Source organism: Micromonospora sp. DT68 (genome assembly GCF_049847245.1).
GTDB classification, from domain to species: Bacteria; Actinomycetota; Actinomycetes; order Mycobacteriales; family Micromonosporaceae; genus Micromonospora; species Micromonospora profundi.
On the sequence record NZ_JBNCNZ010000002.1, the window covers coordinates 473364 to 499348 of the forward strand.

The 25985-nt window shown below is 71.5% G+C and carries 29 protein-coding genes; 17 read left to right on the forward strand and 12 right to left on the reverse strand.

Annotation, left to right across the window (positions count from 1 at the left end; all coding sequences use genetic code 11):
* Positions 1–45: 45 nt before the first annotated feature.
* From hisN to aroA, 3 genes are all read right to left on the reverse strand, one after another.
* Entirely contained in the window at positions 46–864 is an 819-nt protein-coding gene (gene hisN, locus ACPXB1_RS05395; RefSeq protein WP_355591002.1) for a histidinol-phosphatase, read from the reverse strand.
* A gap of 28 nt (positions 865–892) precedes the next feature.
* A complete protein-coding gene (rsgA, locus tag ACPXB1_RS05400) occupies positions 893–1903 on the reverse strand; it encodes a ribosome small subunit-dependent GTPase A (protein WP_355591005.1) in 1011 nt (336 codons plus the stop codon).
* 121 nt (positions 1904–2024) lie between these two features.
* Entirely contained in the window at positions 2025–3326 is a 1302-nt protein-coding gene (gene aroA / locus ACPXB1_RS05405; RefSeq protein WP_355591008.1) for a 3-phosphoshikimate 1-carboxyvinyltransferase, read from the reverse strand.
* A 101-nt stretch (positions 3327–3427) separates the two neighbouring features.
* On the opposite strand from aroA, the gene ACPXB1_RS05410 reads away from it, so the two are divergent.
* From ACPXB1_RS05410 to rsrA, 5 genes are all read left to right on the forward strand, one after another.
* Positions 3428–4138, forward strand: a complete 711-nt coding sequence (locus tag ACPXB1_RS05410; protein WP_355591010.1) for an SOS response-associated peptidase — start codon at positions 3428–3430, stop codon at positions 4136–4138.
* A 198-nt stretch (positions 4139–4336) separates the two neighbouring features.
* Complete coding sequence (locus ACPXB1_RS05415) at positions 4337–4729, forward strand: WhiB family transcriptional regulator (protein ID WP_053660304.1); 393 nt, start codon at positions 4337–4339, stop codon at positions 4727–4729.
* Positions 4730–4782: 53 nt separating this feature from the next.
* Entirely contained in the window at positions 4783–5400 is a 618-nt protein-coding gene (locus tag ACPXB1_RS05420) for an alpha/beta family hydrolase (protein WP_425734863.1), read from the forward strand.
* Positions 5401–5729: 329 nt separating this feature from the next.
* A complete protein-coding gene (locus ACPXB1_RS05425) occupies positions 5730–6557 on the forward strand; it encodes a sigma-70 family RNA polymerase sigma factor (RefSeq protein ID WP_355591016.1) in 828 nt (275 codons plus the stop codon).
* A 1-nt stretch (position 6558) separates the two neighbouring features.
* Positions 6559–6846, forward strand: a complete 288-nt coding sequence (gene rsrA, locus ACPXB1_RS05430) for a mycothiol system anti-sigma-R factor (protein WP_053660297.1) — start codon at positions 6559–6561, stop codon at positions 6844–6846.
* Between the two features lie 180 nt (positions 6847–7026).
* On the opposite strand, the gene ACPXB1_RS05435 is transcribed toward rsrA, so the two are convergent.
* Positions 7027–7101: a 50S ribosomal protein bL37 gene (locus tag ACPXB1_RS05435; RefSeq protein WP_369814844.1), complete on the reverse strand. Its 75-nt coding sequence runs from the start codon at positions 7099–7101 to the stop codon at positions 7027–7029.
* 226 nt (positions 7102–7327) lie between these two features.
* Between ACPXB1_RS05435 and ACPXB1_RS05440 the strand changes: the two genes are divergently transcribed.
* Complete coding sequence (locus tag ACPXB1_RS05440; protein WP_355591023.1) at positions 7328–7543, forward strand: biotin/lipoyl-binding carrier protein; 216 nt, start codon at positions 7328–7330, stop codon at positions 7541–7543.
* Positions 7540–8049 carry a GNAT family N-acetyltransferase gene (locus tag ACPXB1_RS05445; RefSeq protein WP_355591026.1) on the forward strand — a complete coding sequence of 170 codons (510 nt, stop codon included), beginning with the start codon at positions 7540–7542 and terminating at the stop codon, positions 8047–8049. The genes ACPXB1_RS05440 and ACPXB1_RS05445 overlap by 4 nt, the downstream gene beginning before the upstream one ends.
* Before the next feature lie 23 nt (positions 8050–8072).
* Here the strand turns inward: ACPXB1_RS05445 and ACPXB1_RS05450 are convergent, their stop codons facing one another.
* Positions 8073–8678: a TetR/AcrR family transcriptional regulator gene (locus tag ACPXB1_RS05450; RefSeq protein ID WP_425734864.1), complete on the reverse strand. Its 606-nt coding sequence runs from the start codon at positions 8676–8678 to the stop codon at positions 8073–8075.
* A 112-nt stretch (positions 8679–8790) separates the two neighbouring features.
* Between ACPXB1_RS05450 and ACPXB1_RS05455 the strand changes: the two genes are divergently transcribed.
* Entirely contained in the window at positions 8791–10371 is a 1581-nt protein-coding gene (locus ACPXB1_RS05455) for an MDR family MFS transporter (protein ID WP_425734865.1), read from the forward strand.
* 144 nt (positions 10372–10515) lie between these two features.
* Here the strand turns inward: ACPXB1_RS05455 and ACPXB1_RS05460 are convergent, their stop codons facing one another.
* Positions 10516–12354, reverse strand: a complete 1839-nt coding sequence (locus tag ACPXB1_RS05460; RefSeq protein WP_425734866.1) for a tetratricopeptide repeat protein — start codon at positions 12352–12354, stop codon at positions 10516–10518.
* Positions 12355–12535: 181 nt separating this feature from the next.
* Here ACPXB1_RS05460 and ACPXB1_RS05465 point away from each other — a divergent pair, with 181 nt between their 5' ends.
* Both ACPXB1_RS05465 and ACPXB1_RS05470 read left to right on the forward strand, forming a co-directional pair.
* The gene (locus tag ACPXB1_RS05465; RefSeq protein ID WP_355591411.1) at positions 12536–13567 is read left to right on the forward strand and encodes an SIS domain-containing protein; all 1032 of its coding nucleotides are present in this window, start codon (positions 12536–12538) and stop codon (positions 13565–13567) included.
* Between the two features lie 24 nt (positions 13568–13591).
* The gene (locus tag ACPXB1_RS05470) at positions 13592–15169 is read left to right on the forward strand and encodes a histidine kinase N-terminal domain-containing protein (RefSeq protein WP_355591038.1); all 1578 of its coding nucleotides are present in this window, start codon (positions 13592–13594) and stop codon (positions 15167–15169) included.
* Positions 15170–15188: 19 nt separating this feature from the next.
* Here ACPXB1_RS05470 and ACPXB1_RS05475 read toward each other — a convergent pair whose 3' ends face one another.
* Complete coding sequence (locus tag ACPXB1_RS05475; RefSeq protein WP_425734867.1) at positions 15189–16805, reverse strand: glycosyltransferase family 39 protein; 1617 nt, start codon at positions 16803–16805, stop codon at positions 15189–15191.
* 455 nt (positions 16806–17260) lie between these two features.
* Between ACPXB1_RS05475 and ACPXB1_RS05480 the strand changes: the two genes are divergently transcribed.
* Genes ACPXB1_RS05480 through ACPXB1_RS05495 form a run of 4 tightly spaced genes read left to right on the forward strand, consistent with a single transcriptional unit; the run spans position 17261 to position 20674 of the window.
* Positions 17261–18973, forward strand: a complete 1713-nt coding sequence (locus ACPXB1_RS05480; RefSeq protein ID WP_355591041.1) for a nitrite/sulfite reductase — start codon at positions 17261–17263, stop codon at positions 18971–18973.
* Positions 18970–19131 (forward strand): hypothetical protein, encoded by a 162-nt coding sequence (locus tag ACPXB1_RS05485; protein ID WP_355591044.1) that lies wholly within the window; start codon positions 18970–18972, stop codon positions 19129–19131. The genes ACPXB1_RS05480 and ACPXB1_RS05485 overlap by 4 nt, the downstream gene beginning before the upstream one ends.
* Positions 19128–19889, forward strand: coding sequence for a phosphoadenylyl-sulfate reductase (locus tag ACPXB1_RS05490; RefSeq protein ID WP_425734868.1), 762 nt, complete (start codon positions 19128–19130; stop codon positions 19887–19889). Before ACPXB1_RS05485 ends, ACPXB1_RS05490 begins: the two co-directional genes overlap by 4 nt.
* Before the next feature lie 32 nt (positions 19890–19921).
* On the forward strand, positions 19922–20674 hold the full coding sequence (locus ACPXB1_RS05495) for a sirohydrochlorin chelatase (RefSeq protein ID WP_425734900.1): 753 nt from the start codon (positions 19922–19924) through the stop codon (positions 20672–20674).
* A gap of 67 nt (positions 20675–20741) precedes the next feature.
* Here ACPXB1_RS05495 and ACPXB1_RS05500 read toward each other — a convergent pair whose 3' ends face one another.
* Together ACPXB1_RS05500 and ACPXB1_RS05505 are read right to left on the reverse strand one after the other, a co-directional pair.
* Entirely contained in the window at positions 20742–20999 is a 258-nt protein-coding gene (locus tag ACPXB1_RS05500; RefSeq protein ID WP_007072794.1) for a WhiB family transcriptional regulator, read from the reverse strand.
* Positions 21000–21446: 447 nt separating this feature from the next.
* A complete protein-coding gene (locus tag ACPXB1_RS05505) occupies positions 21447–22397 on the reverse strand; it encodes a diacylglycerol/lipid kinase family protein (RefSeq protein WP_425734869.1) in 951 nt (316 codons plus the stop codon).
* Between the two features lie 43 nt (positions 22398–22440).
* Between ACPXB1_RS05505 and ACPXB1_RS05510 the strand changes: the two genes are divergently transcribed.
* Positions 22441–22830, forward strand: a complete 390-nt coding sequence (locus ACPXB1_RS05510; protein WP_355591053.1) for a hypothetical protein — start codon at positions 22441–22443, stop codon at positions 22828–22830.
* Positions 22831–22851: 21 nt separating this feature from the next.
* Here the strand turns inward: ACPXB1_RS05510 and ACPXB1_RS05515 are convergent, their stop codons facing one another.
* Genes ACPXB1_RS05515 through sodN form a run of 3 tightly spaced genes read right to left on the reverse strand, consistent with a single transcriptional unit; the run spans position 22852 to position 24214 of the window.
* Positions 22852–23259: an ATP-binding protein gene (locus tag ACPXB1_RS05515; RefSeq protein ID WP_053660278.1), complete on the reverse strand. Its 408-nt coding sequence runs from the start codon at positions 23257–23259 to the stop codon at positions 22852–22854.
* 32 nt (positions 23260–23291) lie between these two features.
* Positions 23292–23813, reverse strand: a complete 522-nt coding sequence (locus ACPXB1_RS05520) for a GNAT family N-acetyltransferase (protein ID WP_355591056.1) — start codon at positions 23811–23813, stop codon at positions 23292–23294.
* Positions 23810–24214, reverse strand: coding sequence for a superoxide dismutase, Ni (gene sodN, locus ACPXB1_RS05525; protein WP_053660274.1), 405 nt, complete (start codon positions 24212–24214; stop codon positions 23810–23812). The genes ACPXB1_RS05520 and sodN overlap by 4 nt, the downstream gene beginning before the upstream one ends.
* A gap of 84 nt (positions 24215–24298) precedes the next feature.
* On the opposite strand from sodN, the gene ACPXB1_RS05530 reads away from it, so the two are divergent.
* Together ACPXB1_RS05530 and ACPXB1_RS05535 are read left to right on the forward strand one after the other, a co-directional pair.
* Positions 24299–24649 carry a S24/S26 family peptidase gene (locus ACPXB1_RS05530; protein ID WP_355591060.1) on the forward strand — a complete coding sequence of 117 codons (351 nt, stop codon included), beginning with the start codon at positions 24299–24301 and terminating at the stop codon, positions 24647–24649.
* 143 nt (positions 24650–24792) lie between these two features.
* On the forward strand, positions 24793–25971 hold the full coding sequence (locus ACPXB1_RS05535; protein ID WP_355591063.1) for an NAD(P)-dependent malic enzyme: 1179 nt from the start codon (positions 24793–24795) through the stop codon (positions 25969–25971).
* Positions 25972–25985 lie beyond the last annotated feature (14 nt).

Sequence of the window (25985 nt, forward strand, 5' to 3'; positions counted from 1 at the left end):
ACCAGCCGGAAGTGACCACCTGGCGAGGATAGAGGTTGCCGAGGGTCAGCGCTCGGCTGGCCGATCCAGTCGAGTGAGGATGTCGGTGTGCAGCAACCCATTGGTAGCCACCACGCTGCTCTCGGTGCCCGGCGCGCCCGCCGGGGCCGGTCGACCCGCCAGATCCGTGACCGTGCCACCCGCCTCGGTGATGATCGGCACCAGGGCCGCCACGTCCCACAGTGACAACTCTGGCTCGACCATCACGTCAAGTGCCCCTTCGGCCAGCAGCATGTAGCCGTAGAAGTCTCCGTACGCCCGGCTGCGCCAACTGGCCCGCATCACGTCGAGCATCGCGTCGAGCCGACCGGCGCGTTCCCACCCGGTCAGCGACGAGTAGCAGAAGCTGGCGTCGTCGATCCGGCCGACCGCCGAGACGGTGATCCGCTCGCCGGCGGCGGGGCCCGGTCCGGCGTACGCGCCCGCGCCCGCGCTGGCCCACCAGCGCCTGCCCAGCGCCGGTGCGGACACCACGCCGACCGCAGGCTGGTCGCCGTCGTAGAGCGCGATCAGGGTGGCCCACACGGGCACGCCACGGACGAAGTTCTTGGTGCCGTCGATCGGGTCGACGATCCACCGGCGGCCGCCGGGGTCGGTGTCCGGCTTCGCGCCGTACTCCTCGCCGAGCAGCCCGTCGCCCGGCCGGTGCTCGGCCAGCAGGGCGCGGATCTCCCGCTCCACTGCGGTGTCCGCGTCGGACACCGGCGTGAGGTCCGGCTTGGCCTCCACACGGAGGTCGAGCGCCCGGAACCGGGCCGTGGCGACGGCGTCGGCCCGGTCGGCTAGCAGGTGGGCGAGGGCGAGGTCGTCGGCGTACCCGGTCATGCCGGCAACCTAACCGATGCCCGGCGGCTCACTCGTCCGGCCCGCGCCGGTCGCCCTCGCCGGGCCCGCGCTGGTCGGCGTCGCCCCGCGAGTCGCCCTCACCGGCGCGGGAGGCGAGCAGCCGGCGGTACGACGCCAGCCGGCGCGCGTCGGCCTTGCCGGCGGCCACCCAGGCGTCCAGCCCGCACTCGGCCTCGTCGGTGCTGTGGGGGCAGTTCGGCGGGCAGTCGACGGTGCCCTCGACCAGGTCGGGGAAGCCGTGCAGCAGGCTGTCGGCGGAGACGTGCGCCAAACCGAAGCTGCGGATGCCGGGGGTGTCGATGATCCAGCCCGGGTCGGTGTCCACGCCGGGCACCGGGGGCAGCCGCAGCGCCACAGCGCTCGTCGAGGTGTGCCGGCCGCGGCCGATCGCGCTGACCACGCCCACGGCGCGATCGGCGTCCGGGACGAGCCGGTTGACGAGCGTCGACTTGCCCACCCCGGAGTGCCCGACCAGCACCGACACCCGGCCGCCGAGGAGCGCGCGCAGCGCCGCCAGGTCGGCGTCGGGGCGGTTGAGCACGTACGGCAGCTCCAGTTCGGCGTAGTAGCCCAGCACCTCCTCCGGACCGGCCAGATCGGCCTTGGTGAGGCAGAGCAGCGGCTCGACGTCCGCGTCGTAGGCGGCCACCAGGCAGCGGTCGATGAACCCGGTACGCGGCGGCGGGTCGGCCAACGCGCTGACGATCACCAACTGGTCGGCGTTGGCGACCACCACCCGTTCCAGCCGACCCTCGGCGGTGCTCTCGTCGTCGTCGGCGGTGCGGCGCAGCACCGACCGGCGGTCGGCGATCCGGACGATGCGGGCGAGAGCGCCCTCGGTGCCGGAAGTGTCCCCGACAAGGCTTACCCGGTCGCCCACGACCACCGACTTACGGCCCAGCTCACGGGCTCTCATCGCGGTGATCGTGGGCAGCTCGGCACCGGCCACGCCGCGCTCGGCACCGGCAAGCACGCAGGTGTAGCGACCCCTGTCGACGGCGATGACGAAGCCGTCCACAGCGTCAGCGTGTTGGGGGCGGGTGCGCGTACGCGGACGCGACGACTTTCCGGGCCGGACCCGTACGTCGTCCTCGTCGTACTCCCGCCGTCTGGTCGCCAGGACCTGTCCTCTTCTCGCCTCAGTTCTTGCCGGTCACCATCGCTGACCATAGTGCCGGGAACTCCGGCATGGTCTTGGAGGTACACCCGACGTCGTCGACCTCGATGCCCGGCACGGCGAGACCGGCCACCGCGGCGGCGTGCGCCATCCGGTGGTCGTGGTAGGTGCGGAAGGTGCCACCGCGCAGCGGCCGGGGCCGGATCGACAACCCGTCCGGCGCCTCGGTGATGTCTGCCCCGAGCGCGGCGAACTCCTGTGCCAGGGCTGCGAGGCGGTCGGTCTCGTGGCCGCGGATGTGCCCGACCCCTGTGAAGACCGACGGCGAGTCGGCAAGCATGGCCAGCGCGGTGAGCACGGGGGTCAGCTCGCTGACGTCGGACAGGTCGGCGGTCAGGCCGTGCACCACGCCGGTGCCCCGGACGGTCAGCCCATCGGTGGAGAGGCTTACCTCGCCACCCATCTGGTGCAGCAGCGAACGGAGTTGCTCGATCGGCTGCGCGCTGTTGTGCGGCCAGCCCTGGAGGGTGACCTCACCGCCGGTGACGAGGGCCGCGGCGAAGAACGGCACCGCACCGGAGAGGTCCGGCTCGATCTCCCAGCCGCGCCCGGTGAGGGGGCCGGGCTCGACGGTCCACACGTCGGGTGTGGTGTCGTCGACGGCCGCGCCGGCGGCCCGCAGCATCTGCACCGTCATCCGCAGGTGCGGCGCGGAGGGCACCGGCGGGCCGACGTGGCGCACCACGAGGCCACTGTCGAAGCGGGGGGCGGCCAGCAGCAGACCGGAGACCAACTGGCTGGACGCGGACGCGTCGATCACCACCTCGCCGCCGGTGACCCCACCGGAGCCCTGCACGGTGAGCGGCAGGCTGCCCGTGCCGGTGACGTCGATCCGGACTCCCAGCGAGCGCAGCGCCTCGATGAGTGGACCGAGCGGCCGGGTCCGGGCGTGCGGGTCGCCGTCGAAGGTGACCTGCCCGTCGGCCAGCCCCGCCACCGGCGGCACGAACCGCATCACAGTGCCGGCCAGCCCCACGTCGACGTGTGCCGGCCCGCTCAGCGGGTGCGGCCGGACCAGCCAGCGTTCGTCGTCGCTCATCGACACGTACGTGCCCATGGCACGCAGGCCGGCCGCCATCAACTCGGTGTCCCGGGCACGCAACGGCCCGGCCAGCGTCGACGGGCCGGCGGCCAGCGCGCTGAGCACCAGGGCCCGCGCGGTGAGCGACTTGGAACCGGGCAGGCGCAGCGTGGCCGCCACCGGGTCGGATGCGGTCGGTGCGCTCCACGGCTGCGGTGGCCGGGTGGCGGTCAGATTCCCCACGGTTACATTCTGCCGTGTCAACCGGCCGTCGGCACCGACCAGCGGTCGTACTCCCGGTTGGCGGGACAGCCGGCGGGCCATCGACAGGCTAGCGTTGGCGCATGTGCGGCAGGTACGCGACGACCCGTGGCGCCGGTGAGCTGAGCGCGCTGTTCGAGTCGTCCGACGACACCGAGGGCCGGGTCCAGCCCGATCACAATGTCGCCCCCACCGATCCGGTGCCGCTGGTCCGGATGACCCCGGAAGGGCACCGCAGTCTCTGCGTGGGCCGTTGGGGTTTTCTGCCGCACTGGTCCCGGTCCGCGGCCGGCGCGGCCCGCATGATCAACGCACGGTCCGAGACGGTGGCCAGCAGCCGGGCGTACGCCCGCGCGTTCGCCCGCCGCCGCTGCCTGGTCCCGGCCGACGGCTGGTACGAGTGGGTACGCCTGCCGGAGGGCGGGCGGCAGGCGTATTACATGACCCCCGCCGACGGCTCGGTGCTCGCCCTGGCTGGCATCTGGTCGATGTGGGAGTCCGGGGCTGATTCCCGGCTCACCTTCAGCGTGTTGACCACCGCGGCGCTCGGCGAGTTGGCCGAGGTGCATGACCGGATGCCGCTGCTGCTGTCGCCGGAGCGTTGGTCGTCGTGGCTGGCGTCGGGCGACGAGCCGGAGCAGCTGCTGACCCCTCCGTCTGCCGAGCAGCTGGGGGCGCTGGAGGTCCGTCCGGTCGGGCCGGCGGTGGGTGACGTTCGCAACGACGGGCCCGGGTTGACCGCCCGGGTGCCTGTCGCGTCGGCGCTGGCGCCCCAGGAGCTGACTCTGTTCTGAGGCCGGCACACATCGTCAGGCGACGATTTGCCAGGTTTCCGATCGATTCGTCGCCCATCTCTTCAGTCAGGTTCCCGGCAGCCACTTGTCCCGGTCACCAGAAGTGCGATACAACACAGCGCCGGTAGTGGCTGTCGTATTCGCACGGGGCGGATGGCATCCACCGATCTTGCCGGTCCCACGGGGGAGGTGGGTGGAATGACACGGGCGCGTATGCCACGCCCGCACGAGGTGGCCGCGGCGCGACAGGATCCGCGACTGCTGCGGGCCTTGCGGGAACGACGACAAGACGACGCGTGGCGCACCAGAGGGACATGCCAGAGTGTGGATCCGGAGACGTTCTTTCCGGCGCCCAACGAGCCGGCGGACGCCGCCGTCGCACTCTGTCGCAGCTGCGATGTGCAGGGATCCTGCCTGGCGTGGGCGCTGGAGGTGGGTGACTGCCACGGGGTGTGGGGTGCCACCACGCCCCGCGAACGGCGGGCGATGCTTGTCGCCTGGCGGGGCGAGGTCGAGCCGGATCCGGACGCCCTCGACGACGCCGGCCCGCCGGTGCGGGACCGCCTGCTCACCCTGGTGCCGCTGAGCTGACCACCGGCGCGTTCCGATCCCGGTGACGGGTCGGAACGGCGCAGAATGGGTCGGTGCTGCCCAGCGAAGAGATCGACACCCCACGCGGTCCGGCGCGGATCGACACGGACGTGCCGGACCGCCCGACCACCAGCCTGCTGGTGCTCGGGCACGGCGCGGGCGGCAGCGTCGACGCACCCGACCTGCTCGCGGTGCGCGACGCGGCGGTCTCGGCCGGCCTGGTGGTGGTCCGGGTGACCCAGCCCTACCGGGTCGCCGGCCGGCGTGCGCCGGCCCCCGCCGGGCACCTCGACGAGGCGTGGACGGTCGTCCTCGCCGCGGTGCGGGACCGTCACGCCGACGTGCCGACGCTGCTTGTCGGCGGTCGGTCCAGCGGTGCCCGGGTGGCCTGTCGCACGGCTCGCGCGGTGAATGCGGCTGGAGTGTTGGCGCTAGCTTTTCCGCTGCACCCGCCCGGCCGGCCGGAACGCTCCCGGGCTGCCGAACTCGACACCGGGCTGCCGACGCTTGTGGTCAACGGCGACCGGGATTCGTTCGGGGTGCCCGAGCCAGGGCCGGTAGTGCAGGTGGTGACCCGGCCCGGTGAGACGCACGACCTGCGGCGGGACCCTGCCGGCACCGCTGCCGCCGTGCGGGACTGGCTGCGCGCCCACGGCTGGACGGCCGACTGACCCGCTGGCGCCGAGCCGGCCGCTTCCGTGGCGCGCCGGTCCGTTGCGCGCCGGTACGTTGGGCGTCGAACCGTGACGCCTCGGCTCGTGGCGCGTCGGCTCGTCGTGGCTGGTCGGGGTCGGCCGTTTCCGGTGCCGGGCGCGGTTCGTTGCTCTCGATGGTGCCGCCGGCCCGGTTCGAGCGGGCGACGCCAGTCCTCCCAGGCCCTTCCTGGTCCCAGCGCCGGCCGTCGCCGGGGCCGGGACCAGGAACGGGAGAGCACGATGGAATGCGACAGCTTCCCTTCCGCGTTACTACCCCCGGACGACTTTTGCGAGGGGGGTGACCGGTGCCGACCGAGACACGAAGCCTGGAACGGGACGAGCGGGACGCCAAGCAGCTCAAGCGGCTGCTGGATGCTCCGGCCTGGCCCGCGACCGTGGGGCCGGGCGGTGTGGGGGCGGTGAGTACGGGCACACAAGCCGGAAGTGAATCTGTGGGCACGTCCGTGCGCGTATCCTCGGCGGGAAAGCATCCGACGCGAGGGGATGTGCGGTTGACCACCGAGAAGACGGACGAGCGCAGGGCCCGGTTCGAACGGGACGCGATGCCTTTCGTCGATCAGCTCTACGCCGCCGGGCTGCGCATGACGCGCAACCCGGCGGATGCCGAAGACCTGGTCCAGGAGACATACCTGAAGGCGTACGCGGCCTTCCACCAGTTCGAGCAGGGCACCAACCTGAAGGCCTGGCTCTACCGGATCCTGACCAACACCTACATCAACTCCTACCGCAAGCGGCAGCGCCAACCGATCCAGGCGCCCACGGAGGAGATCACCGACTGGCAGCTCGCCGAGGCCGAGTCGCACACGTCCAGCGGTCTGCGCTCAGCCGAGACCGAGGCACTGGACCGGCTGCCGGACAGCGACGTCAAGGAGGCCCTCCAGCAGTTGCCGGAGGAGTTCCGCCTGGCTGTCTACCTGACCGACGTCGAGGGCTTCTCGTACAAGGAGGTCGCCGACATCATGGGCACGCCGATCGGCACAGTGATGTCGCGTCTGCACCGGGGCCGTCGTAATCTGCGCAAGCTGCTCGAGCAGTACGCCGCGGAGCGGGGCTTCAGTTCGGCCCGGTCCGCGAAGGGCTCGACCGCCGCCGCTGCCGGCCGGGAGGTGTGACGTGAGCTGTGGGAAGCCACACGAGACGGACTGCCGTGAGGTGCTCGCGGAGGTCTACCTCTACCTGGATCTGGAATGCGCCGACGAGCGACGCCTGCTGATCCGGCACCACCTCGACGAGTGCGGGCCATGCCTGCGCGAGTACGGCCTGGAGCAGGAGGTGCGGGCGCTGGTGGCTCGGTGCTGCGGCAACGAGACCGCCCCGGACCAGTTGCGGGAGCGGCTGCGCGTGAAGCTCACCGAGCTGGTGGTCTTCGAGACCACCGACTCCCGCGAGCTGGCCGACTGACCGTCGGCCCTGCCGGACGGCCGACAGCGCGTCGGCTCTGCCGGATTGGCCGGCCAGCCGTCGGCGTACCGGATCGAACGTAAAGCGGTGGCCCGGGTCGATATCGACCCGGGCCACCGGCATACCCGGCGTCCGCCAGGTTGGTCTGACCGTCGACGGGCAGTCGGCCCGTCGGCACGTTCAGGAGTTGGGACGCTTGCCGTGGTTGGCGGCGCTCTTCTTGCGGGCCTTCTTCTTGCGGGACTTCTTCGCCATGCTGACCTCCTCGTGATGGGTCGGATCCGTGTCGCGCGCGGCCTCGAGCCGGTGCACCCACCGGCCACCCGGCGTCGGGTCCGACCCGCTGATGGTAGTGCGGTCGACCACCGGGACCTTCCCCCGGGGCTGTCCCGGCATGCGGGCCGCCCGCTACTCACCCACGCCCGACCCTCGCGTGATTGGATACGTCGGCAGGCACATCGCGAAAAGGGAGGGCCGGGACATGGCCGACGAGATCCGCGCCGAGATGGTGGCGAACGTCTGGAAGGTCGTCGCGTCGACGGGCGACACGGTGGCCGAGGGCGACACCCTGGTGATCCTCGAGTCGATGAAGATGGAGATCCCGGTCATCGCCGAGTCCGACGGTGTGGTCCAGCAGCTCGCCGTCAACGAGGGCGACGTCGTGCAGGACGGCGACCTCATCGCGGTGATCGGTTGACCGGCCTGCGGGTCCGCCCCGCCGAGGCGTCCGACTTCCCGGCGGTGGCCCGACTGACAGTGGCCGCGTACGAGGCGGACGGGCAGCTCAAGGGCGAGCACGGGTACGGCGAGGTGCTTGCCGACGTGTCGACGCGGGCGGCCGACGGCGAGGTGCTGGTCGCTGTGGACGAGGCGACAGGTGCGGTGCTCGGTTCGGTGACGTTCGTGCTTCCGGGGACCCGCTTCGCCGAGTTGTCCGGGCCGGGTGAGGCGGAATTCCGCATGCTCGCGGTCGACCCGGCCGCCCAGGGCCGTGGTGTCGGTGCGGCGCTGGCTCAGGCGTGCGTCGACCGCGCGACCGAGCTGGGCTGCACTGCGGTCCTGATCTGCGTACGCGCCGGGATGGCCGTCCCGGCGCATCGCCTCTACGAGCGGCTGGGCTTCGTCCGGGTGCCTGAGAAGGACTGGTCGCCGGTGGCCGGCGTCGACCTGCTCGGCCTGCGCCTCGATCTCAACCGCAGCTGACCCGCCCCGCTCGGCCGGGCGGTTCAGTGCTGCGGGTCGCCTGCCGGGGCCTCGCCCTGGTCGGGTTGTTCACCGATGCTGGCCAGCAGTTCGTCCGCGACTTCCAGGGCGATCCGTCGGCGCTCGTCGTCGGTGATGCCCGGCGTACGTACCGCGAACCAACTGCTGTGCACAGCGAACAGCGACAGCGTCGCGCGCAGTTGGGCGGTGGGAGAGTCGTCGCCCCGGCAGAGGGCGTAGGCCAGGCGCATCATCCGGTCGCGCATCTGCTGGCCGGCGGCGAGGCTCTTGAGCACTGTCTGGTTCTGCTCGAAGAAGCGCATCACCGATGGTTGTTCGCCGTTGAACATCGTGTCGGCGTACCGGGAGATCAGCACGCGCCGGGTGTCGAGGGTCGCGGGCTGCGAGTCAGCCCAGGCGATCAGGGCGTCCATCCGCTCCAGCCGGTCCTCGACGAAGCTGGCGACGATGTCGTCCTTGCTCTTGAAGTGGTAGTAGAGCGCGGCCTTCGTGACGTTGAGGCGTTCGGCGATCTCGCGCAGGGACGTCTTCTCGTAACCCTGCTCGGTGAAGAGCTCCAGCGCGACGGCCTTGATCCGTTCCCGGGTGCCGCCTGTGCTCTCCCTCACCATGTCCCTCCAAATCACTTGACCCGGGTTGCCGCCCAACTTACCGTCCGGCTAGTAAGCTGACTGACCGGTCGGCAAGTAAGTTAGGCGAGCACTTCGGGGGAGCTTACCGATGAGCCAGGGGACCGAGACCAGCGCACGACCCAACGTTCGGGTCGTCTTGTTCGGGCTGATGATCGCGATGATGCTCGCGATGCTCGACAACATGATCGTCAGCACCGCGCTCCCGAGGATCGTCGGCGAGTTCGGCGGCCTCAACCACTTCACCTGGGTCGTCACCGCGTACGTCCTGGGCACCACCGTCTCGACCCCGATCTGGGGAAAGCTCGGTGACCTGTACGGGCGCAAGTCGGTCTTCCTGACCTCGGTCGGCATCTTCCTGTTCGGCTCGGCGCTCTGCGGCATGGCCGGCTCCGCGATGCTGGGCGGCCCGCAGGACGGCATGGTGCAGCTCATCGCCTTCCGGGCCGTGCAGGGCCTCGGCGCCGGTGGCCTCATGGTCGGCGTCATGGCGATCATCGGTGACCTGGTTCCGCCCCGCGAGCGTGGGCGCTACCAGGGCATGATCGCGGGCATCATGGCAATCGCCATGGTCGCCGGCCCGCTTGTCGGCGGCTTCATCACCGACCACCTCTCCTGGCGCTGGGCGTTCTACGTCAACCTGCCGCTGGGCGGCGTGGCACTGGTTGTGCTGATCACCACGATGCACCTGCCGAAGTACCGCACCGAGCACCGGATCGACTGGTTCGGCGCCGGGCTGCTCTCGGTCGGCATCACCTCGATCGTGCTGATCACCACCTGGGGCGGCAACGAGTACGACTGGACCTCACCGCAGATCCTCGGCCTGGCCGCGCTCGGGCTCGTGGCGCTCGTGGCGTTCGGCCTGGTCGAGCGCCGGGTGCCGGAGCCGATCCTCCCGCTGGCGCTCTTCGCCAACCGCAACTTCGCACTGATCTCGCTCATCGGTTTCCTGCTGGGGTTCGCGATGTTCGGCGCGATGAACTTCCTGCCGCTCTACCAGCAGACCGTGCAGGGCGCCTCCGCGACGAACAGCGGTCTGCTGCTGCTGCCACTGATGTTCGGCATGCTCGTCGTCTCGCTTGTCGTCGGGCGGGCCATCACGAAGACCGGCAGGTATCGGGCGTACCCGATCATCGGTGGGGTGGTGATGGCCACCGGCATGGGGCTGTTGGCAATGCTCGACACCGACACCAGCAAATTGCAGTCCTCGCTGTACATGGTCGTGCTGGGCGCCGGCATGGGCTTCCTCATGCAGACCTCCATGCTCATCGCGCAGAACAGCGTGGAACAGAAGGACCTCGGCGCGGCCAGCGGCGCGGCCACCTTCTTCCGGTCGATCGGCGGCTCGTTCGGCATCTCGCTGTTCGGCGCGATCTTCGCCAGTCGGCTCGCCGACTCCGGCGCGGGCGCGGCCTTCGGCGGTGAGGCCGGCGGCGGTATGGACATCGCGAAGCTCAGGGAGTTGCCCGCCCAGGCGCGCGAGGTGGTGCTCGGCGGCCTCGCCGACGCGATCTCCCACGTGTTCCTCTGGGCGGTGCTGTTCACCGTCGTGATCCCGGTGCTCGCCTGGTTCATCAAGGAGATCCCGCTGCGCACCGCCAACGAGACCCCGCCCCAGGCAACCCCCGAGGAAGAAGCCGAGGCAGCCCTCGGCAAAGCCCCAGTCGCGTAACCCCCCGCCCCACCCCACGCCCTCACGCCCCCACGCCCCACGCCCCCGCGATCTTGCACTTGGTGTCGCGACAAATACCTGCAATCCCGGCAAGTCGGCGACCGTAAGTGCAAGATCGCGAGGGGAAGGGGCGGGCGCGGGGCGCTAGCGGCGGCGGTGGGTTACCAGGCGTTGCCAGAGGCGGCGTAGCGGGTTGCGGGGGCGCGGGAGTTGCGGGGTGGCCAGGTCGCCTATCAGTCTGGTTGCCAGCGACGCCGTTTCGGCGTCCAACTCCGGGGCGGCCAGCGCCAGGTGGGCAAGTGAGACCGCTATCGGCACCGGCCGGGCCTGTGTCACGGCTGCCACGTCGGCCAGCCGCTCAGCCACCACCGCTGCCACGTCCGGCCGTACGTCGGGATCCACCCACGCGGCCGTGACCAGGGCGAACATCGCGGCCTCGGTGACCCAGTCCTCCACGCCCCAGACGAGGTCCAGCAGCACCCGGCGCCTTGTCGACTCCTCCCACGGCTCGTCGGTGCGGTGGTGCAGCAGTCCCAGGCAGGCCCACACCTGCACACCGCGTACCCAGATCGACGGGTCCTGGGCGGCCAGCAACCGGCCCAGCGCGTTGGCCGGTGCCGCCGGCGGGTGCACAAGCAGTCCGAGCAGGTCGACCACGTCGAGCCCGGCCAGGCCCACCGCGGCGTCGTAGGCGGCCGGCGGGTGCGGCCAGGCCGGATGGGCCACCTGACCGATGCGCTCGACCGCCGCCGCCGAGGGCGCCGGCAGGGCGGGCGTCGGCACGTTCTCCGCGAAGTTCCACAGCCGCTGGGCGGACGCCCGCCGGGGCTCGCGCGGGTCCGGCTCCGGTGTGCCCGTCACCTCGATCCGCAGCCCGGGCGCCACCGACGTGGCCGTACGCAGGGCGCTCGGCGGGGCTACCGCCGTGAGGCGTACGGCGCTGCCGAGACCGTTGTCGTCGTCGGCGACCGCCTGGCGCAGCGCGTCGACAAGCGGCCCGCCGGCCGGCGTCAACTGCCCGAGCCAGGGCCGGCCCCGGCAGCACTGGGCAAGGTCGCCGTGCTCGTGACTGTCGTCCGGGTGGTCACGGATGAAGTCGGCGAGCGCGACGAGGTGGGACAGGTCGCCGTCGCGCAGGTGCCGCAGGCGGTGGGCGGTGTGCACGGCGCAGTCGAACGACGGGTCGCGGGCCAGCGCCCGCTCGGTCCATTCCAGCGCCTCGTCGAGCCGGCCGGTGTCGGCCAGGGTGCCCGCGATGTCGGCGTAGATGGCCAGGTCGTCGGGGTCCCGCTCGACGGCCCGGTAGAGGGCGGCGAGGGCTTCACGGGTCCGGCCCGCGCTGCGGTACGCGTACCCGAGCCAGACCTCGCCCATCTTCGACGGCTGGAACCGTACCCCTCGGCTGGCCCAGCGGATCGCCAGCGGGACCTCGCCGAGCCGCCGGGCCAGCGCGGACGCCGCGCCCAGCAGAAGGCCGTGCTCGGGGTGGACGGTGGCGGCGTTGCGGGCCAGCGTGAGGTACGGGCTCAGTGCGTTCCGGCCGGCGCGGGGCACCGGGTCGGGCAGCGCGGCGCAGACCTGCATGAGGACCCGGGCGATGTGCTCCGGGTCCAGCCGCTCGACCAGTTCCGACGCGGTCACCCAGGGCACGCCGGCCCACTGTGCCCCGGGTGCGTGGCCGGTGGCGGCGGCGAGCAGTTCCAGCCCTTCCGCGGGGCGGCCGGCGGCGGCCAGCAGGTGGGCCCGGGCCACGACGGAGCCGACGAAGGTGTGGTGGGTGATCGGAAAGAGGTCGAGCCCGCCGCCGTCGGCCGCGGCCAGCCGGGCCAGCGTCTCGTGCACCTCCGGCAGTGTGGGTGCCCGCGCCAGCGCGCTGGCCAGGTGGTCGGCGGCGTGGCGTAGGTCGCCCTCGTCAAGTGCCAGCCGGGCCAGGGCCAGCTCCTCCGTCGCGGAAAGCGCGGGGTCGTCCCTTCCCTCTGGCACGTCGTCCTCTCGTCGCAGCGAAACAGCCCGCACAGCGTAGTTGATATTGAGGGGTTTAGGTGATCGCCTGCGCACTGATGCTCGTTCAATTGCTCGGACCAAAGGAAACGTGCAAGACTGAGCAGGAAGCGCGCGGCAATCGCGCAGGAGGGGAGTGTTCGTGACACGTGCAGGGGCCGGGATGACCGCCGACATCGACGAGCAGCCGGACGGCTACGAGCGGCTGCTCTCCACCGTCAACGCCGAGGCGATCGCCAGGGTCGCGGCAGTGGTCGCCGAGCGGCGCCCACGACACGTGGTCTTCACCGCCCGGGGCACCTCCGACCACGCGGCCCTCTACGGGGCGTACCTGACCGAGATCCGGCTCGGCCTGCCCGCCGGGCTCGCGTCGCCGAGCGTCGTCACACTGTTCGGCGCCCGTCCCGACCTGTCCGACGCGCTCGTCGTCGGCGTCAGCCAGAGCGGCGGCTCACCCGACCTGAGCGAGGTGTTGCGCGCCGCACGCGCCTCCGGTGCGCTCACCCTCGCGGTGACGAACGCCCCCGGTTCGCCGCTGACCGAGACGGCCGAGCTGAGCATCGACATCGCCGCCGGGCACGAGCGGGCGGTCGCCGCCACCAAGACGTACACAGCCGAGCTGCTCGCCCTGCTCATGCTCGTGGAGGGCATCCGGGCCGGCGACGGCGTGCTCCCGGCCGCCGAACGGGAGGCGCTCGCCGCGCTGCCCGAACTGGCCGCCCGGACCCTCGCCGACGACACCCCGGCCCAGCTCGCACCGCGCTACCGGTTCGCGCAGCAACTGGTCACCACCGGCCGCGGGTACGCGTACCCGACCGCCCGCGAGGCCGCGCTGAAGCTGATGGAGACCTCGTACCTGCCGGCGCTGGCGTTCTCCGGCGCCGACCTGCTGCACGGCCCGCTCGCCATGACCGACCCGGAGGTCCCGGTGCTTGCCGTGGTCGGGTCCGGCCCCGGCGGCCGGTCGATGGGTGAGGTGCTGCCCCGCCTCGGTGAGCGCCGCGCGGACGTCGTGGTGGTCGGCTCCGCCGACGTGCCGGGGGCCACCCGACTCGCCGTCCCCGAGGTCGACGAGCGGTACGCGCCGCTGCTGGACATCCTGCCGTTGCAGCGGTTGGCGTTGGCGTTGGCGCTGGCCCGGGGCGAGGATCCGGACGCGCCGCGCGGGTTGAAGAAGGTCACCGCGACGATGTGAGGCGCGGCGTGGCAGGCTGGTCACGTGTCCACGTTGCGCGACCTCGCCGAGGAGCACACCCATCTCCGACCGGCCGACATCGACCACCTGCACCGGATAGCCGGTGACTGGCAGTTGCTGTCCGACCTGTCCTTCGCCGACCTGCTGCTCTGGGTGCCGGTCGACGCCGACGGCACGTTCCTCTGCGTCGCCCAGGTCCGTCCGACGACCGCCCCCACCGCGTACCAGGACGACCAGGTGGGGCGGATCATCGGCGGGCCCGAGGTGGCGCATCTGGGGGTCGCGTACTCCCAGGGTCGGATCTGGCGGGAGGGCGACCCGGTCTGGTACGGCGACGTACCGGCCCGGCACGAGGCGATCCCGGTCCGGCTGCGTACCGCCGAGGGTGAGGCCGGCGACGTGATCGCCGTGGTGGGCAGGGACACCAACCTCTCCACCGCGCGTACGCCCAGCCAGTTGGAGCTCAACTACCTGACAACTGCCGACGACCTGGCCCAGATGATCGCGGACGGCACCTTCCCGCCGCCCCGGCACCCGGGGGAGACCACCTCCGCGCCCCGCGTCGGTGATGGCCTCGTCCGGCTGGACGCCGGCGGCAAGGTGACCTACGCCAGCCCGAACGCCCAGTCCGCGTACCGGCGGTTGGGCTACGCCTCCCACCTGGTGGGCGAGGACCTGGCCGTGCTGCACCGGCGGCTGGCCGGCGACCCGCTTGACGGCACCGAAGCCGCGAACGGCATCCTGGCCGCGTTACGCGGTGAGGCGCCGCCCCGGCGGGAGATCGACGCGCGCGGGGCCACGATGCTGACCCGCGCGCTGCCGCTGATGCCCGCCGGGGTGCCGATCGGGGCGCTCGTGCTGGTCCGGGACATCACCGAGGTACGCCGTCGGGACCGGGCGCTGATCACCAAGGACGCCACCATCCGGGAGATCCACCACCGGGTGAAGAACAACCTCCAGACTGTCGCCGCGCTGTTGCGGTTGCAGGCTCGCCGGGTGGCCATGCCGGAGGCACGTGTCGCACTGGAGGAGTCGGTCCGCCGGGTCGCCTCGATCGCGCTGGTGCACGAGACGCTCTCCATGTCCAGCGATGAGGCTGTCGAGTTCGACGGCATCGTCGACCGCGTGGCAAGCGCGGCCACCGAGGTCGCCGCCACCGAGGTGAGCGTCGGCATGCGCCGCCAGGGCAGCTTCGGCGTGCTGCCGGCGGAGATCGCCACCTCACTGGTGATGGTCCTCAACGAACTGCTGCTCAACGCCGTCGAGCACGGCTTCCCGCCGGCCGACGAGACCGACGAGACCGACGCCGCTTCGGTCGGGGTGTCGACTGTCGACGACGCGTCCGGCCGGCCGGAGGTGGTGGTCTCGGCGCACCGGTTCCGCAAGATGCTGCACGTGTCGGTGACGGACAACGGGCGCGGGCTGCCGCCGGACTTCGACGCGGAACGCGCCAGCCGGCTCGGCCTCCAGATCGTCCGGGCCCTGGTCACCGGGGAACTGCGCGGCACCATCGAGCTTCGGGCCGGCGCGAACGGAGGCACCGAGGCGCTGCTTGTCGTCCCGCTGGCCCGCAGCGCCCCCGACGGGCGCTCGCAGGTCTGACGCCAAGCGGCGTCATCGGTCAGGAGGCGCTGCGGCGGGTCAGGAGTGCGACGGTCAGGCCGGGGCGTTGCCAGACCTGCGCGACAGTGAAGTCCGCGCGCAACGCGTCGCCCTTGGGCCCCTGTAGGCCGGCCAGGGGCTCGGCACGACGCCCGGCGACGACCAGCCAGACCCGTGACGTGCCGGCGAGGCACTGCGCCGGCTGCGCGCACTCGGCCGCCCAGAGGTCGCCGCGGCGGACCTCGTCCTCGGTGACCAGGACGTCGCGTGGCGGGTCGTCGAGGTGGTACCCGATGCCCAGGTCGAGGAACAGCCAACTGTCCCGGGGCGAGTAGACCACCGCGTCGCCCGGCCGCTGACCGTCGGTGATCACCCGCGCCGCCCCCGCGTAGTCCACCGGTGCGCTGCGGGGCCACTCGTGGGTGCGCCGCAGCGCGGTCTGATCGGGCAAGCCGAGCAGGCCGGCCAGGACCACAACTGCCAGCGCGGCCGGCGCGGACACCCCGGCCAGTGCCGCGCCGGCCAGCAGGCAGGCGAAGGGCACCACGAAGACCAGGTACCGCGGCACCCACAGCGGTACGACCGCGCCAGCGGCGAAGAGCAGCGCGACGGGCAGGAGCAGCGCGCTCACCGGTAGCAGGGCGCGCCGCCCGAGCCGGGCCGCCCCGAGCGCGGCGACCCCGACCACCAGGCCACCCACCACGCTGCTCTGAGCCACCCCGCCGGGCAGTGCGCTCAGGTCGTCCAGTCGGGCCGGGGAGACCCAGCTCAGCTGCCGGGAGCGTTGCGTGCGGGCACGCAGCAGCAGGGGAGTCACCACCAGCGCGGCAGGCACCAGGGCCACCACCCACCGCCACAGTCGCCGGTCCCGACCGCCGGGTCCTCCGATCACCCCGGGGTGCCTGCCGGCCGGTGCCGCCTCGCCGTCCGGCGCGGGCCCGGCGACCGGTGCCCGTCTGGCGCCCGGCGCGGGCCCGGCGACCGGTGCCCGTCTGGCGCCCGGCGCGGGCCCGGCGACCGGTGCCGTGATGCCGGCTGCGGCGGGGCCTCTCCACCAGGTGATCAGCACGACAAGCGCGTGCGCGGCCAGCAGGGTGAGCGCTATCAGGTGGGTGAGCCCGAGCGCGGCCACCGCTGCGGCGTACCCGACCCAGCGGGCCCAACCCGGCCGGCGCAGCGCTGTCACCAGCAGCAGGGTCGCGAGCACCGCGAGCGCGGTGGCCAGGGCGTACGGGCGGGCTTCCTGACCGTAGCGGGAGGTGCCGGGGAGCACCGCGAACAGCAGCCCGGCGAACAGCCCGATGCGCCGGTCGACCAGCCGCTCGCCGAGCACGGCGAGCAGCCCGGCGGCGACGGTCATCGCCAGGGCCGCTGGCAGGCGCAGGGCGACCGTGGAGTCACCGGCGACCGTGACCCAGCCGTGCATGAGCAGGTAGTACGGGCCGGTGGCGGCGTCGATGGTGCCCGCCAGCCGGGCCAGCTCGCCCGGTGACCGGGTGGCGGCGCTCCAGGTGGCCAGTTCGTCGCGCCAGAGCTGCGCCGATCCCAGCCCTGTCAGTGTCACCGCCAGGGTCAGCAGCGCCGGAGGAAACCAGACCGGTAGGCCCCTGATCGACTTCTCGGACAATCCGCCCACAGCCTCGAGCCTGCCACGCGTAACCGCCCCACAAGCTCAGCCCGCAACAGCGCCACGCCGATGTCGCCCCACCAACTCGCGTCGATCTTGCACTTTCGGTCCCCGATATGAGTGGAGTGCCTCTTATGTCGAGGCAGTAAGTGCAAGATCGCGGGGTAGTGGAGGCGTCTCGGTCCGTGATGTGGGATCCCACACGTGGACATTGGCCGGCCCTCATCGGGTGTGGCAGCATGAGCCCATGACCGCCGCTGTCGTCCGCCGCTTCGTGGCTCGCCGCCACGTCGATTACGGCCGCGTGCGCAGCGCGATCTGTCCGGCCTACTGACGACGCCCGACCCATCTGTCTCGGGCGCGCTCCGCGCCGGCTGTCTCAGACACCGTTGTCCCGCCCGCTCGCCGGGCCGGCCGTCGCGCCCCGCGTGCCCGAGGCACAGCAGACAACGGAGGACGCCGCGATGGCGGTCAGCAGCATCCCGGCCCGTTCCGGAGATTCGACGGCACGCCCGGCCCGGGCGCCGCGCAAGCCCCGGGGTGAGGGTCAGTGGGCGCTCGGCCACCGCGAGCCGCTCAACCCCAACGAGCGCATCAAGAAGGACGACGACCCGCTCAACGTCCGGGCCCGCATCGAAACCATCTACGCGCACCGCGGCTTCGCTTCCATCGACCCGCAGGACCTGCGTGGCCGGTTCCGCTGGTGGGGTCTCTACACGCAGCGCAAGGCCGGCATCGACGGCGGGCGCACCGCAGTGCTGGAGCCGCACGAGCTGGAGGACGAGTTCTTCATGCTCCGGGTCCGCATCGACGGCGGGCAGCTCAGCCTGGCGCAGCTGCGGGTGATCGCGGACATCTCCCGGGAGTTCGCCCGGGACACCGCCGACATCACCGACCGGCAGAACATCCAGTACCACTGGATCCGGGTCGAGGACATGCCGGAGATCTGGCGTCGACTGGAGTCGGTCGGCCTCCAGACCACCGAGGCGTGCGGAGACTGCCCCCGGATCGTGCTGGGCAGCCCGGTCGCCGGCGTGGCCCGCGAGGAGGTGCTCGACCCGACCCCGGCGATCGACGAGATCGTCGCCCGGTACGTCGGTGACAAGCAGTTCTCCAACCTGCCCCGCAAGTTCAAGACGTCCATCTCCTGGCTGGTGGACACCCCGTACGAGTCGAACGACATCGCCTTGCTCGGTGTCGACCACCCCGAGCACGGCCCGGGCTTCGACGTCTGGGTCGGTGGAGGGCTCTCCACAAATCCGATGCTCGCCCAGCGGCTCGGCGTCTGGGTGCCGCTGGCCGAGGTGCCGGACGTGTGGGCCGGGGTGGTGGGGATCTTCCGCGACTACGGCTACCGCCGGCTGCGTAACCGGGCACGGCTGAAGTTCCTGGTGGCCGACTGGGGCGTGGAGCGCTTCCGCGAGGTGTTGGAGAAGGAATACCTGGGTCGCACGCTGCTCGACGGTCCGGCGCCCGTTCTGCCGTCGAAGCCGATCGATCACGTGGGCGTGCACGAGCAGTCCGACGGGCGGTACTACGTGGGTGCCGCGCCGGTGGTCGGGCGGGTCTCCGGCGCGCAGTTGAGCCAGTTGGCCGACGTGGTGGAGGCGCACGGCAGCGACCGGGTGCGCCTCACCCCGTACCAGAAGCTGCTGGTGCTCGACGTGCCGTCGGAGCGGACGGAGTCGCTTGTCGACGCGCTGCGGGGGATCGGCCTGGAGGCCCGGCCGTCGGCCTGGCGGCGCGGCACCATGGCGTGCACCGGCATCGAGTACTGCAAGTTGGCGATCGTCGAGACGAAGGCCCGTGGCGAGGAGTTGGTGGCCCGGCTGGAGCAGCGGCTGCGGGACTTCGACGCGGACATCTCGATCCACATCAACGGCTGCCCGAACGCGTGCGCGCGTACCCAGGTGGCCGACATCGGCCTCAAGGGTCAGCTGGTTGTCGGCCCGGACGGCCGGCAGGTGGAGGGCTTCCAGGTGCACCTGGGCGGCGGCCTGGGCATGGCGCAGGGGCAGACCGCCGGTTTCGGTCGCAAGCTGCGGGGCTTGAAGACCACCGCCGACGAGCTTCCGGAGTACGTGGAACGGCTGGCCCGCCGCTACCTGGCTGGCCGGAGCACTGGCGAGACGTTCGCCAACTGGGTGATCAGAGTCGACGAGGAGGAACTGCGGTGAGCAGCGAGAACCGAGCGGCACCTCTGTACTGCCCGTACTGCGGCGAGGAAGACCTGCGGCCGCACGAGTCGGGGCACGGCGCCTGGGAGTGCCACGCCTGCACCCGGGTCTTCGCCGTGAAGTTCACCGGTCTGCTGTCGCGGGCGGTGTCCCGATGAGCCTCGTCTCCGCCGCAGGCCTGGGCCTGGTCGGCCCGGGCGGGCCGACGCCGGCCGACCCGACCCGTCGTAGCCCCCAGGAGTTGCGCGCGCTCGCCGAGCAGGCCGGTCGGGAGTTGGAGGGCGCCCCGGCGCTGGAGATCGCCCGTTGGGCGGCGCAGACCTTCGGCGACCGGTTCTGCGTGACCAGCTCGATGGCGGACGCCGTGCTGGCCCACCTGGTGTCCCGGGTCGCCCCGGGGGTGGACGTGGTCTTCCTCGACACCGGCCTGCACTTCCCGGAGACGCTGCGGGTGCGCGACGAGGTGGCCCGGACGCTCCCGGTGAACGTCCGGTCGATCCGGCCCCGGCTCACAGTGGGGCAGCAGGACGGTCAGTACGGCCCGCGACTGTTCAACAAGTCGCCGGACGACTGCTGCCAGTTGCGCAAGGTGGAGCCGCTGGAGCGCGCCCTGTCCGGGTACGACGCCTGGGCCGCCGGCCTGCGCCGGGACGAGTCGCCGACGCGTGCCAACACGCCGGTCGTGACCTTCGACTCACGGCGCGGCAGGGTGAAGGTCAACCCGATCGCGGCCTGGTCGCAAGCGGATGTGGATTCCTACATCGCCCGCTTCAACGTCCCGGTCAACGAGCTGTTCAAGCAGGGGTACGGGTCGATCGGCTGCTGGCCGTGCACCCGACGTACCAAGGCCGGTGAGGACCCACGGGCTGGCCGGTGGGCCATGTTCGAGAAGACCGAGTGCGGGCTGCACGTCTGACCTCCGTTTCGGCGACCCCGACCGGCGCGCCACTGGCCGGCGGGGCGCCGCCTGTGGTGCTTGTCGCCCACGGCAGCCGTGATCCACGAGCTGCCGAGGCCACCCGGGCGCTGGCCGGGGCGGTGTCAGCGGCCCGACCCGGGCTTGTGGTCCATCCAAGCTGGCTGGACCACACCGAGCCGGGTCCGACAGAGGTGTTGCGGGCGCTCGCCGTGGCAGGGCACCGGCGCGCTGTGGTGGTGCCGCTGCTGTTGACCGCCGCGTACCACCGCCGGGTGGACATCCCCGCGGCCGTCGCCGCCGCGACGAAGGCGGCGCCCACCCTCGCGGTACGCGTGACCGACGTGCTCGGCCCTGCGGGCGGGACTGTGGATCCGCTGCTGCTGGCCGGGTTGCGCCGTCGGCTCGGTCAGGTCGGTCCGGATCGTTTCGACGCGCTGGTGTTGGCCGCCGCAGGCACCCGGGACGCACGGGCGCGTGGCTCGGTGGGGCGGGTGGCGGACGCGCTCAGCGCGGATTTCGGAGTGCCCTGCCGTGTGTCGTACGCCTCGGCGGCCCCACCGGCGACAGATGCAGCGGTGTCGCGGTTGCGGGAGGCCGGTGCCAGCCGGGTGGCGGTCGCCGCGTACTTCCTGGCGCCCGGCCTGTTCTACGACGCGGTGGCCGAGGCGGCTCTGGCGGCCGGTGCGGTGACGGTGGCTACCCCGTTGACCGACGCGCCGGAGTTGGCCGGGTTGGTATTGCGACGGGTCGATGACCACAGTGGCATTTCGCCAACTGTCTGACGGGTCAAAAAGCTGTACGCCCCGGCGGGCGGACCCGCTGGGGCGTACAGCTTTTGTCGTTGGGAAATCAGGCGGAGTGAGCGCGCAGCACCCGGAGGCCGCCGCGCCGCTTGACGGCCCGCCGCTCCTCTTCGCTCATCCCGCCCCAGACGCCGGCGTCCTGACCCGACTCAAGCGCCCACTGCAGGCACTGGTCGGTCACGGAGCAGCGCCTGCAGACGGCCTTGGCCTGCTCGACCTGCAGGAGAGCCGGTCCGGACGTCCCAATCGGGAAGAACAGCTCCGGGTCCTCGTCGCGGCAGACAGCATGGTGACGCCAGTCCATGGCGGCAACACTCCTCATTCTGGATGGGTGGCAATGTATTGCTGGTGGTGCTTTTCCTATATGCATACGCAATGCCGATGGTGACTGTTCGCGTCTGACCATTCGGCAATGCGTGAGCAGGCAGTTAGTCCGGGGACCTGCTGGAACAGCTCGGCCAGCCGAGCGTATCCGCGCAATGTCCCGGTAACTCAAGTTCGCTTGTGAATACTTTCACGAACGCTCGTGATGTCAAGGGTGACGCTCGGAAAAACTCCATGCGGTGAGCAAGCCCACAACCCATTTGTCCGGGTTCCAGCACCTTCCTGGTTACCCGCCGTGCCACAGCCGTGGATCAATATAGTACAGTCCGCGTGACATTGCTGGCATTTCCGGCACCTGCCCCTCGGTGTGGCGGTGGCCGCCGTCGCGGTTGCGGTTGCCGCGTCGACCTAGGGCAGTACCCGAGACCTAGTAGATTACTCTCAGTGCGGCGGGAATGGATGTGAATCTGACTTTCTCCCGCTCGCCAAGATAGTCGCCGTCCAACTGGAACGCCTGCGGACGGCTGGAGAGCAGCGTGAACTCCGCAGTGTCATGGAGTCGTAACACCTGCCGGCCGGTGCGATCCGGCTTCCGGGACAGGAATTGAGTCACTGTCCGTGTTGTGCTAGCCACACGGAGCTGACGCAATGCCAGCACATCCAGCCCGAGGTCGAACGACGCGTCCGGGTTCGGGTTGACCTCCCGATCACCCAGGTACGTCCACGGGGCGGTGTTCTGGATGATGACCGTCGCCAGCTCGTCCTCCGCCGGCTCACCGGGGCGCTCCAGGCTGATGGCCGGATGCCGCCGGTCCGAGGCGAGGAAATACTGGTTCATGATCGAGCGAAGGTAGAGCCCCGGCGTGGAGACGCGGCCCCGCCGTCGAGCCTGCTCCACCCGATGGATCACGGCGGCGTCCAGCCCGAACCCGGCGCAGAAGGTGAAGTAGCGGTCGTCGGCGAGGCCCAGCCCGACCGTCCGCTGCCGGCCCAGGCGCAGCCCTTCGAGGATCATGCTGGTCGCCTCCGGCCATTCCCGGGGCAGGCCCAACGCACGGGCGAACACGTTTGTCGAGCCACCCGGAACGGTGGCCAGCGCGGGCAACCGGTCGGCCATCGAGGCGCCCGGCGGACCCGCTGGTGGTTCGGCCGCCATCAGGCCGTTCACCACCTCGTTCACAGTGCCGTCGCCACCGAGGGTGACGACGAGGCCGACCCCCTCGGCGGCGGCCTCCCGCGCCAGCGTCATGCCGTGCCCGCGACGGCGGGTGTAGCGCACACTGAGATCGACTTCGCTGCGCAGCGCTCGGACAAGCACGTCCCGGCTGCGTTCGCTGGTAGTGGTGGCCTTCGGATTGACCACCAGGACGGCCCGCATGGGCGGCACTGTACCTTCCGGTAGCCCAGGTATCGTGGCGCGCGTGACCATCGACTCGGCTCCGATTCCCGTCACACTCCGCTGGGCGGTTCGGCTGCTGTGGGCGGAGGCGGTCGCCGTCGGGCTGATCGCCGCGTGGCTGGTCTGGGCCGACATCACCGCCACCACCACCGACCTCCCGTCGGCGTTGTTGGTGACGGCGTTCGCCATCGGCGCGGCAGTCGCGCTGTGGGCGTTGGGCCGTGCGTTGCTGCGCCGCCGGGCCGGCGCACGTGCCCCCGCGATCGTGCTTCAGCTGATGCTGCTGCCGATCGGGTGGTTCATGATCCAGGCCGGTCTGGGCTGGCTGGGCGTGCCGCTGATGGCGCTCGGCCTCGGCGTCGCCTGGCTCCTGGTGAGCCCTCCGACAACGCGGGCCCTCGGCTTCGAGTGACCCGGCCCCGCGGTGGGCTGGTCAGAGGGCGCTGGAGCGGCGGGTGAGCAACGAGATCGTCGCCCGGCCGTCGGCGGCCGTGGCAGCCGCCGAGGTGGTGAGGGCGGTGAGCACCTTCCAGGCGAACGACGACTCGCCGGGCAGCGTGGCACCCCGCACCGTCGGCACTGTCACCTCGACGGTCAGGGCGTCGTCGGTCACCGAGAACCGGCACTCCAACTCGGCGTCCCGGGTGGCGATGGCGAGCAGCATGGCGCACGCCTCGTCGACAGCGATCCGCAGATCTTCGATCTCGTCGAGCGCGAACTGCAACCGGGCCGCGAGGCCGGCGGTGGCGGTGCGGAGCACGCCAAGGTAACCGCCGTCGGCGGGCACGGTGAGGTGCACCACGTCGTCGTCGGTCGCTGGCTGGCCGGTCAGTTGAGTCACGCCTCATCCCCCCGGTCGGGGACTCTACCCGGTCAATGGTTCGGGCGCGCCGCGGCGGCTCGCACTTGCGCGGCCAGGTCGTTCAGCGCGTCGCCACTGAGGCGGTAGGGGACCCACTCGCTCATCTGTTCGGCGCCGATCGAGGCGTAGAAGCCGGCCGCCGGATTCCAGTTGATCATCCACCACTCCAACCGCCGGTAGCCCCGCTGGACGCAGATGTCGGCAAGGGTGGCGAGCAGCAGGCGGCCCGCGCCGGTGCCCCTGGCGGCCGGTCGTACGTAGAGGTCCTCAAGGTAGATGCCGTGCACCCCGGCCCAGGTGGAGAAGTTCAGGAACCACAGGGCGAAGCCGACCGGTACGTCCTGCTCGTCGACCGCGACGTGGCCGAAGAGCGCGGGGGCCGTGCCGAACAGAGCAGAGGTCAGCTGGTCGGTGGTGAGGTGGCACTCGTCGGGAGCACGTTCGTACTCCGCCAGCTCGTGCACCATGTCGACGACGGCCGGCACGTCCTCGGGACGTGCCGGCCGGATCGTCGGAATGACGGGAGACGTCACGCCTTCTTGGTCTCCCAGAAGATCTTCGAGATCTCGTCGATCTTCGCGAGCAGCTGGTCGGCGGTGGCCGGGTCCAGGCTGCCCTTGACGCCACCGGCGCCAGCGAGCTTGGTGGCCTCGTTGAACAGGGTGTGCAGGTTCGGGTACTTCTCGAAGTGGGGCGCCTTGAAGTAGTCCGTCCACAGCACCCACAGGTGGTGCTTGACCAGCTCGGCGCGCTGTTCCTTGATGATGACCGCCCGGGTGCGGAACTCCGGGTCGGTGTTCGCCTGGTACTTCTCGCAGATCATTTTGACCGACTCGGCCTCGATCCGAGCCTGAGCCGGGTCGTAGACGCCGCACGGCAGGTCGCAGTGAGCGCTCGCGGTGACGCGGGGCGCAAGGATGCGGGAAAGTCGCATCGGGATCCTCCATGGCAGGTTTGCGATGATCAAAGGCGACATTACTCCTGAGATTGCTCCCCGAGCGGGCTGGAGGTGAAACCAGTGCGCGCCGATCAACCAGCGGAAGCTCCCCGGCTGCGGTGGCCGCTGACCGCTGTCCTGGTGACCGGGCCCTCCATGGCCCCGACGCTGCGGCACGGCGACGCGGTGCTGGTCCGCCCGGGAGGCCGCCCTGTTCGTCCCGGTGACGTGGTGGTCGCGGTATTCCGGACGCGCCCCGAACTGCTGGTCGTCAAGCGGGCGGTCCGACCTCAGGACGGCGGCTGGTGGCTGCGCGGCGACAACGACCTTGTCACCGACGACTCCCGGGCGTACGGGGTGGCCGATGTGCGGGGGAGGGTGGTGGCCCGCTACTGGCCGCGTCCCGGACGGGTGTCCCGTCACCGTTTATGACCCTGCTCACATCCGGGCGGCGGTGTCGACACTATGCTCGGAAAGTGCCCGGGTGACCCCCCGCACCGCGCGCCACGCTCGCTGCCCACCTCGCGGCGAGGCCCGGCCGCCCCATCTGTTCGCCAGATCCTGGAGTCACCACCATGCCTTCGTCCACCGTGGACCCCGCCGATCCCGTCTTCCAGTTGCACGTGGGCGGCAAGATGGCCGTCGCCTCGACGGTGCCACTCACCAGCCGGGAGGACCTCTCCCTCGCGTACACCCCTGGGGTCGCCCTGGTTTGTGAAGCGATCGCGGCCGACCCCGAGCTGGCCGACGACTACACGTGGGCGTCGCACGCGGTGGCAGTGGTAACCGACGGTTCGGCGGTGCTCGGGCTCGGCAACATCGGCCCGCGCGCCTCGCTGCCGGTGATGGAGGGCAAGGCGGTGCTGTTCAAGCAGTTCGCCGGGGTGGACGCGGTGCCGATCTGCCTGGACACCCAGGACGTCGACGAGATCGTCGCCGTGGTGAAGGCGCTGGCACCGTCGTTCGGCGGAATCAACCTTGAGGACATCAGCGCGCCGCGCTGCTTCGAGGTGGAGCGGCGGCTGGACGAGGCGCTGGACATCCCGGTCTTCCACGACGACCAGCACGGCACCGCGATCGTGGTGCTCGCTGCGCTGCGTAACGCCGCAAGCCTGCTCGACCGCAAGCTCGGCGACCTGCGGGTGGCGGTGAGCGGCGCGGGCGCCGCAGGCGTCGCCGTGACCAAGATGCTGATCGCCGGTGGAGTCAACCCCGATCAGGTGGTCGTCTGCGACTCCAAGGGGATCATCGGCCGGCACCGCACCGAGCTGACCGGCACCAAGGCCGAGCTGGCGGCGAGCACGAACGCCGCCGGCCGGCACGGCGACATCACCGAGGCGCTGCGTGGCGCGGACGTGTTGATAGGCGTCTCCGGCGGCCAGATCCCGGAGGCCGCGGTCGCCGGGATGGCACCCGACGGGATCGTGTTCGCGCTGGCCAACCCGACGCCGGAGGTGCACCCCGACGTGGCAGCCCGGCACGTAGCGGTGGTCGCGACCGGGCGCAGCGACTACCCCAACCAGATCAACAACGTGCTTGCCTTCCCCGGTGTGTTCCGCGGTGCGCTGGACGCGCGGGCCACCCGGATCACCGAGGGGATGAAGGTCGCCGCCGCTGACGCCATCGCCGGCGTGGTGGCCGAGTCGCTGACCGCCGACGCGATCGTCCCGTCGCCACTGGACCCGCGCGTCGCTCCCGCCGTCGCCGAAGCCGTCGCCGAGGCGGCCCGTCGCGACGGCGTCGCCCGCCGTTGACCTGCTGGCCCACG